This window comes from Shewanella sp. SW1 (genome assembly GCF_025653545.1).
Lineage (GTDB): Bacteria > Pseudomonadota > Gammaproteobacteria > Enterobacterales > Shewanellaceae > Shewanella > Shewanella oncorhynchi.
The window spans coordinates 49,384-61,343 of record NZ_JAKKSG010000008.1; the positions used below are offsets into that span (position 1 = coordinate 49,384).

At 48.8% G+C, this 11,960-nt stretch carries 9 protein-coding genes; 7 read left to right on the top strand and 2 right to left on the bottom strand.

Features of this window, described 5'->3' with window-relative positions:
* Position 1: 1 nt before the first annotated feature.
* Entirely contained in the window at positions 2-2,581 is a 2,580-nt protein-coding gene (locus L5M71_RS08870; RefSeq protein ID WP_263206986.1) for an outer membrane beta-barrel protein, read from the top strand.
* A gap of 822 nt (positions 2,582-3,403) precedes the next feature.
* On the opposite strand, the gene L5M71_RS08875 is transcribed toward L5M71_RS08870, so the two are convergent.
* The gene (locus tag L5M71_RS08875) at positions 3,404-5,227 is read right to left on the bottom strand and encodes a glycerophosphodiester phosphodiesterase (protein ID WP_263206988.1); all 1,824 of its coding nucleotides are present in this window, start codon (positions 5,225-5,227) and stop codon (positions 3,404-3,406) included.
* 226 nt (positions 5,228-5,453) lie between these two features.
* Here L5M71_RS08875 and L5M71_RS08880 point away from each other — a divergent pair, with 226 nt between their 5' ends.
* From L5M71_RS08880 to L5M71_RS08895, 4 genes are all read left to right on the top strand, one after another.
* Positions 5,454-5,732: a hypothetical protein gene (locus tag L5M71_RS08880; protein WP_263164109.1), complete on the top strand. Its 279-nt coding sequence runs from the start codon at positions 5,454-5,456 to the stop codon at positions 5,730-5,732.
* A gap of 229 nt (positions 5,733-5,961) precedes the next feature.
* On the top strand, positions 5,962-6,498 hold the full coding sequence (locus L5M71_RS08885; protein WP_263206991.1) for a protein tyrosine phosphatase family protein: 537 nt from the start codon (positions 5,962-5,964) through the stop codon (positions 6,496-6,498).
* A gap of 108 nt (positions 6,499-6,606) precedes the next feature.
* A complete protein-coding gene (locus tag L5M71_RS08890; protein ID WP_263206993.1) occupies positions 6,607-7,167 on the top strand; it encodes a MarR family winged helix-turn-helix transcriptional regulator in 561 nt (186 codons plus the stop codon).
* Positions 7,160-7,912 (top strand): siderophore-interacting protein, encoded by a 753-nt coding sequence (locus tag L5M71_RS08895; RefSeq protein ID WP_263206996.1) that lies wholly within the window; start codon positions 7,160-7,162, stop codon positions 7,910-7,912. The genes L5M71_RS08890 and L5M71_RS08895 overlap by 8 nt, the downstream gene beginning before the upstream one ends.
* 97 nt (positions 7,913-8,009) lie before the next feature.
* Here L5M71_RS08895 and hutI read toward each other — a convergent pair whose 3' ends face one another.
* Complete coding sequence (hutI, locus tag L5M71_RS08900; RefSeq protein ID WP_263206997.1) at positions 8,010-9,236, bottom strand: imidazolonepropionase; 1,227 nt, start codon at positions 9,234-9,236, stop codon at positions 8,010-8,012.
* A 173-nt stretch (positions 9,237-9,409) separates the two neighbouring features.
* Between hutI and hutC the strand changes: the two genes are divergently transcribed.
* Together hutC and hutU are read left to right on the top strand one after the other, a co-directional pair.
* Positions 9,410-10,117, top strand: a complete 708-nt coding sequence (gene hutC, locus L5M71_RS08905; RefSeq protein WP_263206998.1) for a histidine utilization repressor — start codon at positions 9,410-9,412, stop codon at positions 10,115-10,117.
* 159 nt (positions 10,118-10,276) lie between these two features.
* A complete protein-coding gene (gene hutU / locus L5M71_RS08910) occupies positions 10,277-11,944 on the top strand; it encodes a urocanate hydratase (RefSeq protein WP_263206999.1) in 1,668 nt (555 codons plus the stop codon).
* Positions 11,945-11,960 lie beyond the last annotated feature (16 nt).

The window sequence follows — 11,960 nt, forward strand, 5'->3', positions numbered from 1 at the left end:
AGTGACAGCGCAATACAGTCAGAATGTGTATGTCGTAAGCTTTGTTGATGCCGATGGCAAGCAGATTGCGACTCAGCAAATCACTCATGGCCAAGCAGCGACTGCACCAACGGCACCAGAGCGGGAAGGTTATACCTTCACTGGCTGGGATGCGGACTTTAGCAAAGTCACTGCCGCCTTAACGGTAAATGCCCTGTACAAAGAGCGTCTGTATCAGGTCAGTGTCAATACGGTCGCAGGGGTGACGATCAGCCCAGCGCAACAAGCAATTCCCCATGGCCAATCTGCGGTGTTTAGTCTGATGCAAACCGATCCGGCGCTTTATCTGCAAGTGCGTGGTTGCGGTGCTGTGCTGCGACAACAAACCATCCACACCGCCGCCATTACGGCAGATTGTATGGTCGAATTGCAAAGTTTCGCTGCTTTTGCGGTGCAAGCAGCCGTCCAGACGAATCTGGTCACTGCCAATCAGTCTGTTGCGGTAACTGTCAGCGGTGGCAGTGGCCAGTTCCGCTGGTTGGGTGGTGAGGTGTTGCGAGCGAACCAGCTGCAGCAGCTATCGCCAGAACAAGTCAGCACTCTCTTCAAGGCGGTTTCCGCCACTGAATTTATCTTTAGCAGTCAGCAAACCGGTCGTTATCAGTTGCAGTTGCAGGATGAACAAAGCCAGCAAATTCAGATACTGACGCTGGAAGTGCATCCATTTGTTGCTTTTACTGCCGCCTCACAACAGGTTGCACAGCAAACGGCAGCCAAAATCAGTATTTGGCTCAGTGATGAAGCGATCAGCTATCCGGTGACGGTAGAGTTTAGCGCTGAAGGCGTTCAGCTTAGCGAGGAGAAGTTGTTGATTGATCTGCAGGACGAGCGGCGTCGCAGTTATCAGTTATCGGAGCAAACCAGTAATAATGCCACGATCAAGCTGACCGCAGTCAGTTCAGGCAATGCGGTTTTGGGCACACCGGCGATCCATCAACTGCAGACTGGCGCTATGGCCAGCACTGCTGCGTTGCAGGTCAGCATAGAACAGGACGGTTTATCTGGTTATGCCGTCCGGCAGGAAGCTGGTTTGATCAGGTTGCAGGCAGGCAATAGTCACGACAAAGTGCTGGATTATCGCTGGGAGTTAGGCGAGTTAGCTGCCGCTGCTGTGGTGGAAGCTGATGTGGTGATGCTGGATCCTGCCAAGTTACAAGGCCGTTATCAGTTTAAGCTGCAAGCGACTGACAATAATCAAACTCTGGAAACGGATCTGGTGTTGTTGGTGGTGGCTGGTTGCGCGCATGATCATTGTGGCAGCGAGCTTGACCAGAGCGGTTTGCCAGCGGCAGCGAATTTATTCACTGCCCAGCCTGGCCGGTTACCGCTTTGTCCAAAAGTTGAACAGGACCAGAATGGCCGAGTCAGTAGCTGTACCCCGGCCGAAGCAGGCGTTAGTTATTTGGAAATTCCGGCGCAATATCAACTGACGCTGGGTCAACAAAGTGAGGCCAGTTCCTGGGCCAGTGGCCAGTTTGGCGTGGCGTTGAATGACGGCGCTTTACCTGATCAAGGCTACCAGCAACAAAGCCAGTTGGTCGATTTTGAGATCCGAAACCTGAATAATCAGGGTGAAAGTGTGCCTGTTGTGATCCCGTTGCCGCAAGGCCGTCAGATCAATACTGAAAGTGTCTGGCGTAAACATCACAATGGCCGCTGGTTTGATTTTGTGCAAAACAGCCGTAATCAGTTGTTTAGTGCAGGCAAAAATAGTGAAGGCCGTTGTCCGTTGGTGTCAGATGTGGTGTGGACACCGGGTTTAACTGCGAAGGATGAATGTGTGCGGTTAATTATTGAAGATGGCGGTCCAAATGATGCTGATGGTAAAGCCAATTGTGTCATTGTTGATCCCGGAGTACTGGCGCAGGTAGTACGGACCGATAAAGTCTATAACACTGCGGGTGGCAGCACCGGCTGGTGGTCTTTGGTCGGTTTGTTGGCATTGGTGCTGCGGCGTCGGGTAGGACTGCTGTTGCTAGTGGCGGGTTCTGCACCTGTGGTCGCAGAGCCCATGGCGCTGGATAAGATGTATCTGCGTGCGACTGTTGGTCAGATGGATACCGACAGCCGTTTTCAGTTACAAGGTCAGCAATTCAGCGCGGAGCAGGAGCAGCGGCTGGCCTGGCAACTGCATGGGGGCTATCAGTTAAATACATACCTGGCGCTGGAAGGCGGTTGGTTGGATGCTGGTGAGTTAACGGTGCGCCTGCCTGGTGTGTTGCAACAGACTGAGTTGCCTGATGTTGCACGACTGGTCAGCGGTTCAGGTTATGGTCCAACATTGGCGGTGCGTTTGTCTTATCCTCTGGCTGGCCCGGTTTCCGTGTTTGGCACTGCTGGTGGCTGGTATTTAATGCAGCGGCAGCAGTTATTTGATACTGCTGCTGAATCACGCTCGCAGCAAAATTGGCAAGCTGCCTACACCGCGGGTCTAAGCTGGACCTTGTCAGAACAATGGTCCGTTCAGCTTAGTTATGGTAGCTATCAGACATCACCACAAGTCAGTAATCTGACCGCTGTCGGTATTCAGTGGCATTTTTGATCTTGTTAACTGCTGGCAAATTACAGTTTTAGTCGCTGGCAGCTTTCTATTGTTGACCCCGCCTTTGTTGCGGGGTTTTTTATGTGTGCGCAGTTATCTGACTGTGTCCGCGCCGAAAATCGAGCTACTCAGCTTAAATCGCATTATTTAGGATCCTCGACTCAACAAAAGTCTTGATGTGGAGGACTTGCTATGCCGCGCCCAAGAAGAACTCAGATGAGTGTCGAACTGCTTATTTAATATCCCCCATTTCTATCATTACTGCAGTCGTGTCATTTGGCGTGCACTCTTTTGTAGATAAGGGGTATGGGGTATGGGGTAATGATGCTTTTTCGGCTAAAAACTATGACCATCGCTGAGCTTGGCAAGTTGTTTCATGGCCCTGTTGAAACCTTGCAAGAATTTACCTCAGATTCAGATAATCATTGCGAACACTTAGAAAAGTGACGATGACACTTTGCGCTTTGTTGCCAGTACCTCAAAGTGGCTGACTTCAAACTTAGTCATTGGCTTTACCTTTCTACACCGCCAACCAAACAATGGGCTGGGTGACTCTGACTAAAAATCACTATTTTTCAGTTAAATAGCACTATTTAGCCATCATCCACTTGAACTATACCTTATCGGTTTATTTGCGACCTAATGACTTGTCGTTGCTTGAATCTAAACTCCGAGTGAATGATGTTGCTTTAACTTGGGAGGCCGGATTTCTTGCACTCACGCTGACCACTTTAGCGGCTTCATTTGGGGGGCTAAGCCTCTTTTGGTTGCTTCAACGTAGAGCTAAGCGCTTCGAAGCTAGGTTGAGTAAATAAGCAGAATTTACAGTACATAGCGTAGGCGCAGTGCCGTTTGTTCAACAGGGGATAGCGCGAGCCACTGTTCTCGGATTTCCACGGCTTCCTGCGGATAGTCGGTAATGAGCACATCGGCTCCCAGCGCCAACATGCGCAGCATTTGCCGTGGATTATTTACTGTCCATACATGCACTTGCTTACCTCCTTTGTGTGCTCTGGCGATAAATTTTTCGTTAGTAATCGATTGATTGACCGCTAAGAATTGTGTATTTGCCTTAATGGGATCGCCAATGGATTGAGTGACGATAAGGCCAGTGTGAATGGAAGGGTCGAGTCGTTGCACTTCTTCAATGGCTCTTGCTTCGAGCGATGTAATCACCACTTGTTGTGTCATTTTCTCTTGTTGCAATAAGGCGACAACGGCCTGCGCTAAGCTGGGATCGGCTTGATTATATTTAAGCTCAATGTTCAAACCGATTTTGTTGCGTGCCTCATTAAGCATCTCTAGTAGTGTTGGTACGGATTCCCCTGCAAAGGCAGCACTGTGCCAGCTCCCCGCATCAAGCTGTTGCATTTCACTCGCGCTGAGGTTAGCAACTCGCCTTGGATCGCCCGCTATGCGCATTAAATCAGCATCGTGCAATACCATTAAGGTGCCATCGGATGCCGTTTGCACATCGATTTCGGCATAATCCGCCTTTTCTGCAATCGCTAAACGCAAAGCCGCAAGGGTATTTTCTGGTGCCCTAGCAGCACCAGCACGGTGGGCAGTAATCAGGATGTCATCCCTTTGAGGTTCACTATTTAGGGCATATACCCCTAATCCCAACATGATTAAAAAAGTGCCGACCAACACCCCGCTTATTGTATAAAGCGACAGTTCAGACGTTCTTTTTACTGTTTGTCGCCCAAGGCGTTCTAACCCTGCGGGTTTTTCTCCCAGCTGGCGGTATAACAGCAATATGATAAAGGCTTCGCCAAACATTCCGAGTAAGGACCATGCCGCGCTGAGCATAAAAATCAGTGCAGAAACGAGGGCCAATATGGCTAATTCTGCCGAAAGTGTCAGCGTAACCCTATCGAGTAAAGTATCGGCTCCCCAGGAGATCAGCAGTATTAAGGGATACACCAAAGCACCTATCCTCAACCACCAACCCGCAGCGTGCCACATAATCGGGCGTTCATTGCCTGCGCTTAATTGCCAACTGCGTTTGAGTGCCGTCAAAGCATCGGTCGTTTCACTCACAATAATCGTCAGTGAAAAGGCCGCTTTGGCCCACAGATATAAGGCAACAAGGACATAGATTATCGCTAAGAAGGCCATACTCGTTAAGGCGAGATACCAGTCTATAGGCTTAAAATACAAGTAGTAATTGATGTCGTGTCCCTGTAGAAACACGCTGAAAATCAGATATCCTAGTCCGATAAAAGGTACGCTGAGCAGCAACAAGCAAGCCGCATAAATGCTACCAAGGCGAATAAATACGGGTAAGCGCGCAGTCGCGAAAATCAGCGCCCGCACTGGGCCAATGGGAATATCATATAAGCCAGATGCTGCGAGAATTGTGACTCCAGCACGTTGGGTAAAAAACACGGTAAAGCTACTGAATAGAGTAATGACCATAAACAGCAAGCCATAGGGAGACATGGCAAAGGCGATTAAGTCGTAATTGGTAATGGTGACATTGCCCGTTTTGGCAATCAGATGGCGCAGTAGCCAGCCAAAAGACGGGACGACAATACCCGCCGACACTAAGGTGAATAACAGTTCAAATTCAATGAGTTTTCTACCGCAGCGACGAATGGCTTTAAGCGTGTCATGCCAGTAACTGTGTTCAGGATTGAGCATGCAGCTTCCTTAATCGTGCGAGTTTAGGACTGTAATTTAGCAGCGTTTCTGGTTGACGGTTAGTCATCGAATTTATTACCTTGGGTAAGATGATGATTTATGCCTGTCTGTTGCTTTCGGTGGTGTGCTTTGTAAAACAGATAATTACACTCAATAGTGTATGCCATATAGGGGTACGAACCTTTATAATCCTGATGGATGTAGGGATAACAGGTTGATAGGGACAATGAGTAAGTTTTTTTGGGTACTGATGGCATTTTCATTACTGGCAGTGTTGATTGTGCTGAATTCTACGGGAGTGATAATCCATATCCCAACATCTCGAGTTTTGAATAATATTGCACATATTGCCTCCCCTTTGCTGCTGGTGATTTCTATTGTTGTTGCCAATATTGTGGGTATCGGGATCTTTATCTATTTCAAACATTGGGTATATGTGGTTGTGAGCACGCTGATGGTAATACCTTCTATTTTGTTTTTATGGTTGATTTTTAATATGTTTTAGCCCGTTGCTTTTAAAAATGTTGAGAGGTAAGTCATCGATATTTGCAACCGATTGCTAAATCTCCCAAGATGAAACGCAACCATCGTTAATTCGGCGCGAAAAATGAGTGCTAGCTCAAAGGTTTGTGCATTTGTGGTGGATTGGGATGATATTTGCTGAACTTCGGTGGTACAGGATTATCAGAGGATTAAGCAAGCCTCTGATTTTTATGTTAGCCAAGGAGTTATTGATGAGAAATCCCGTACTTTCAAGCCTTGTTCTTGCCCTGTTTTTGGGGGCTCCACTGGCGAATGCCAATATAGAATCGATCGAAAATCTTCAGGGTATTCGTGCATTACAACAGCAAGCGCCGCAGTTATTAAGCTCAGGTTTACCAAATGAGCAGCAATTTTCACTGCTTAAACAAGCTGGTGTGGATGTGGTGATCAATCTTATGCCGGACAGCAGTAAAGATGCCCACCCTGATGAAGGTAAACTCGTGACTCAGGCCGGAATGGACTATGTGTATATTCCCGTGGACTGGCAAAATCCAAAGGTCGAAGATGTGGAAGCCTTCTTTGCGGCTATGGATCAGCATAAGGGGAAAGATGTATTAGTGCATTGTCTCGCTAATTATCGAGCCTCAGCGTTTGCTTATTTATATCAGTTAAAACAAGGCCAAAATCCCAACATGGCACAGACCATGGCGCCATGGAATAATGAGTTAGCGATTTACCCTAAGTGGCAAGCACTGCTGAATGAGATTAGAGCGAAATATAAACTTTGATTTATGTTCCGTTATAAACACTCTCTAAAAAGGTGCGGGAGTAGATTAGTTGACACAATCAACTAATCTCGATATTGTTGATACAGTCAACTATATCGAGAGCCTTCTATGTCGTCATTGTCACTCAGTGAAACCTTACACAGATTAGTGCATGCCTACAAAAAGCAATTGCGTAGTGATATTGCTGCACAAGAGATTGATTTACCTGTCACTCATATCCGTGCCTTGAAGGGGGTTTGTCGTAATCCTGAATCGACGGCCCAGTCTATCGCCCTGCGTATGCAGCGGGATAAAGCACAAATTACCCGTGTTCTTAATGAGCTACAGCAGAGCGGGTTGATCACTAAAATCGATAACCCTAAGGATGGCCGCAGCCAGTTACTGCGACCTACGGCTGAGGGGGAAAAGATCATGACTCAGATCAATGCCTCAGAACGTAAAACCGTGGCGCGCATGACGCAGGCGCTCAGTTCAGACGAAGTTGATACTTTTATTAAACTTGCCAATAGGATCAGTAAAAGTGTGGATGATGCCGCTGCCGCCAAAAGTGAAACTGATTGCCTTACTCAAAAAAGACCATCTAGTAAGCCAAAAGATACGGCTGGAAACGGAGCCATTGAGTTGCGCTTAACGGCAGAAAACGCAATAGGAGAAAATCATAATGAATAAACCTGCACCACGTGAGCTAGAAGTGATCCGCGCGACTTATATCACTCCGCATATGTTACGCATCACCTTAGGCGGTGCGGGATTGGCTGGATTTCCTGTCGATCAAGAGAGTGCCTATATCAAGTTGTTATTCCCACAAGCGGGTGAGCGTCCATTAATGCGAACTTACACTATCCGCCAGCAACGCGATGATGAAATCGATGTGGATTTTGTGCTGCACGATACTGACGGCCCCGCATCGAGTTGGGCGAAAACGGTGCAGGTGGGCGAACTCATTCAAATTGGTGGACCCGGGCTTAAAAAACTGATCAATTTTGAGGCGGATTGGTTTTTACTCGCAGGTGATATGACAGCCTTACCCGCCATTAGCGTGAATCTGGCAAAATTACCAAACAATGCCGTGGGTTACGCTGTGATTGAAGTGCTAAGCGAGGCTGACATTCAGCCTCTCGTACATCCTGAACACGTGGAGCTGCATTGGGTGATCAATCCTGAGGCCGATCCCGAAGGTCGCCCTTTGATCGAGCGAATTGCCCAATTACCTTGGCTTGCTAGCGAGCCCGCCGTATGGATTGCCTGTGAATTTAATAGCATGCGCGCGTTAAGAAGACACTTTAAGCAAGCGCATTCATTGCCTAAGAGTCATTTTTATACCTCGAGCTATTGGAAAATAGGTTGTAACGAAGGTGAGCATAAGCTGGTAAAACAAGAAGATGAACAGTTAGAAAATGGGGCCAGTGTTTAAATCCAGATAAGGTCGCCAAGTTTGACTTAACGACCTTATCTAACCTTTCGCTTATGCCGTTTTTGCTGCTGATGCACCTATTATTGATGCACTTAGGCTACTGGTGAACTAGCTTGCCATTCTTCACTACATCTTTGCAGGGATTGACGCCGTAGCTGTAGGCCAACTGCGCAGGCGTAGCGATATCCCAAAGACAAAAATCGGCTTGTTTGCCAACGACTAAGCTGCCAACCGTGTCTTCAATTCCGAGTGCTTTGGCGGCATTTAAGGTGAGTCCAGTTAGGGCTTCTTCTGGCGTTAAGCGGAACAAGGTGCAGCCCATATTTAGCATCAACAGGGTTGAGCAAATGGGGGATGAACCAGGGTTGAAATCGCTGGCGAGCACCATAGGTACGCCGTATTGGCGCAGTAAATCGATAGGTGGTTTTTGGGTTTCCCGCAAAAAGTAAAAGGCGCCCGGCAGCAGTACGGCGCAGGTGCCGCTTTCACTTAAGGCTTTTACGCCTGCCTCATCTAAATATTCGATATGATCCACAGACTTAGCACCAAGACGTGCGGCCAGTGCGCTGCCACCCATATTAGTTAACTGCTCGGCATGGAGCTTAATCTCTAAGCCCGCCGCTTTGGCTGCGCAGAGTACCCGTTCAGTTTGCTCAAGGTTAAAGGCGATATTTTCGCAGAATACATCCACTGCATCAGCAAGATTTTCGGCGATCACCGCGGGTAGCATCTTATTGATAATTAAGTCGACATAGCCGTCGCTATTGTCTTTATATTCTGGCGGAATTGCATGGGCGCCAAGGAATGTGGTCTTCACATCTACGTGGTGATGCTTGCCGAGCTCGCGGGCGACACGCAGGATTTTCAATTCAGTTTCAGTATCTAAGCCGTAACCCGATTTTATCTCAACCGTAGTCACTCCTTCTTTGGCCAGCGCGTTTAAACGCTGACGGCCGAGTTCAAATAATTCTGCTTCATCCGCTTCGCGGCAAGCTTTAACGGTTGAAATAATGCCGCCACCTGCACGAGCAATGTCTTCGTAACTGGCGCCCTGTAGGCGTAACTCAAATTCATTGGCGCGATTACCGGCAAAGATTAAGTGGGTGTGGGCGTCAATTAATCCTGGGGTGATCCAGCCGCCTTTGCCCCTGTAAACGGGAATTGACAACACATCGAAGGCGGGCAGTTCGCTGCGGGGGCCAAGCCAAGCAATTTTGCCATCTTTTACTGCGATGGCCGCGTTGGTGATCGCACCATAAGGTGCTGATACGGAAGGGTCCATTGTGGCTAAGTTAACGTCTATCCAAACCTGATCCCAAGACATGTATTCCCCTCGCTGTGCTGGCAGATGTTAACCAAGTGATTAACGGTTTATTAAATTTATGTGAGCTGGCTTGTATTTACTTGTATATACAAGCTAGGATTGTAGCCGCAATTTTGAACGTTTGAAAGAGTGAATAGCACCTAGATTCTAGCGCTTTATATTGAGGAAATGTTTTGGCTACACCTAAGTTTGCAGAAATTAAGCAATACATTATCTCCTCTATCGAGTCGGGTGAGTGGGAAGAGCATGCTCGCGTGCCTTCTGAGAATCAGCTTGCCGATTTGTTTACCTGCAGCCGAATGACGGCGCGACGTGCGCTAACCGAGCTGACGGATAGCGGTGTGCTTGAGCGTTCTCAAGGGCTAGGCACCTTCGTCGCTGGGTGTAAATCCCAGTCGTCTATGTTGGCGATCCGCAATATTGCCGATGAGATAAAAGACCGCGGCCACGGCTATAGCGTGCAGCAATGGGTGTTAGAACAAGTCGCGGCGAGTCAGAGTATCGCCATTGCCCTTGGGCTTGAGCACGGTGCGACAGTATTCCATTCGATCTTAGTGCATTGCGAGCAGGGCTTACCGTTGCAAGTTGAAGAGCGTTATGTGAATCCTGAGCTGGTACCTGATTATTTATTGCAGGATTTTACCCAGCAGACACCCCACGAATATTTGTCCCAAGTGGCACCGCTGACCGAGGCGCATCACACGATTGAAGCGATTATCGCCAGTGAAGCATTACAGCAAAGGCTCGAAATCCCCGCCACTGAGCCCTGTTTACAGATTTTACGCCGCACTTGGTCACGCCAAGGCGTCGTGAGTTTTGCAAAATTAGTTCATCCAGGTAGCCGCTTTAAACTCGGCGGCCACTTAACCTTTAGTAAGTAACGTTAGATGTAGATTTAAATCAGTAACCTTAACAGCTTTACCCTATTAGATTATTTCGACAAATAGATAGATAAAAACACAATAAAAACAATAGTGCTAACCCGTATTAGCGACTTAGCGAATACGAGTTAGCACCACAGGTTGAAAGAGGAAAATTCAATGGATAAGCGCCACGACCCAAGCCGCCGCATTATTGCACCGCATGGCACACAATTAAGCTGTAAGAGTTGGCTCACAGAAGCGCCAATGCGTATGTTAATGAACAACTTACATCCCGATGTCGCCGAGCGCCCAGAAGACTTAGTCGTCTACGGCGGTATCGGCCGCGCCGCCCGCGATTGGGATTGTTATGACAAAATCATCGAAGTCTTACAACGCCTCGAAGGCGACGAAACCTTATTAGTGCAATCGGGCAAACCTGTGGGCGTATTTCGCACCCATACTGATGCACCGCGCGTGCTGATTGCTAACTCAAACCTAGTGCCACATTGGGCGAACTGGGAGCATTTCAACGAGTTAGACAAGCTCGGTTTGGCCATGTACGGTCAGATGACGGCTGGTTCTTGGATCTATATCGGTACTCAAGGCATAGTTCAAGGTACCTACGAGACCTTTGTCTCGGTCGCAAAACAGCACTTTGAGGGTATCTCTAAAGGCAAATGGATCCTCACCGGCGGGTTAGGCGGTATGGGCGGCGCACAAACGCTGGCGGGGACTATGGCTGGCTTCTCTGTGTTAGCCTGTGAAGTCGACGAGACCCGCATCGATTTCCGTTTGCGTACTCGCTATGTTGACAAAAAAGCCACTTCGCTCGATGAAGCATTGGCGATGATTGAAGAAGCGAACCAAGCTGGCAAGCCAGTATCAGTGGGCTTATTAGCGAATGCCGCCGATGTGTTTGCTGAATTAGTTAAACGCGGCGTTACCCCAGATGTCGTGACTGACCAAACTTCGGCACACGACCCATTAAACGGTTATCTACCGCAGGGTTGGACTATGGCTGAGGCCGCCGCCATGCGTAAAACCGACGAAGCGGGCGTAGTGAAAGCGGCGAAAGCCTCGATGGCGGTGCAAGTACAAGCCATGCTCGACCTGCAAGCCGCGGGTGCAGCCACGCTCGATTACGGTAACAACATTCGCCAAATGGCGTTTGAAATGGGCGTTGAAAATGCCTTCGATTTCCCAGGTTTTGTACCTGCTTATATTCGCCCACTGTTCTGTGAAGGCATTGGCCCGTTCCGCTGGGTGGCGTTATCTGGCGATCCCGAAGATATCTACAAAACCGACGCTAAAGTCAAAGAACTGATCCCAGATAATCCACACCTGCACAATTGGTTAGACATGGCGCGCGAACGTATTGCCTTCCAAGGTCTGCCTGCGCGTATTTGCTGGGTGGGCTTAAAAGATCGCGCTCGCTTGGCGTTAGCTTTCAACGAAATGGTTAAAAACGGTGAGTTGTCGGCGCCCGTGGTAATCGGTCGCGACCACTTAGATTCTGGCTCAGTGGCCAGCCCGAACCGGGAAACCGAATCTATGCTGGACGGCTCTGATGCAGTATCCGATTGGCCATTACTGAACGCACTACTCAACACCGCCAGCGGCGCAACTTGGGTGTCTTTGCACCACGGCGGCGGTGTCGGCATGGGCTTTAGCCAACATTCGGGTGTGGTCATTGTGTGTGACGGCACAGATGCGGCGGCAAAACGGGTTGGCCGCGTGTTGTGGAATGACCCAGCGACAGGCGTGATGCGCCATGCCGATGCGGGCTACGAGATTGCGAAAAACTGCGCCAAGGAGCAGGGCCTCGATTTACCTATGCAAGACTAGCCGATGCTAACGACTC

Excerpts from the sequence above, each read along its gene's own strand:
- L5M71_RS08875 (WP_263206988.1), bottom strand. The coding sequence starts at position 5,227 with ATGCTCAATCCTGAACACAGTTACTGGCATGACACGCTTAAAGCCATT.
- L5M71_RS08880 (WP_263164109.1), top strand. The coding sequence starts at position 5,454 with ATGAGTAAGTTTTTTTGGGTACTGATGGCATTTTCATTACTGGCAGTG.
- L5M71_RS08885 (WP_263206991.1), top strand. The coding sequence starts at position 5,962 with ATGAGAAATCCCGTACTTTCAAGCCTTGTTCTTGCCCTGTTTTTGGGG.
- L5M71_RS08890 (WP_263206993.1), top strand. The coding sequence starts at position 6,607 with ATGTCGTCATTGTCACTCAGTGAAACCTTACACAGATTAGTGCATGCC.
- L5M71_RS08895 (WP_263206996.1), top strand. The coding sequence starts at position 7,160 with ATGAATAAACCTGCACCACGTGAGCTAGAAGTGATCCGCGCGACTTAT.
- hutI (WP_263206997.1), bottom strand. The coding sequence starts at position 9,236 with ATGTCTTGGGATCAGGTTTGGATAGACGTTAACTTAGCCACAATGGAC.
- hutU (WP_263206999.1), top strand. The coding sequence starts at position 10,277 with ATGGATAAGCGCCACGACCCAAGCCGCCGCATTATTGCACCGCATGGC.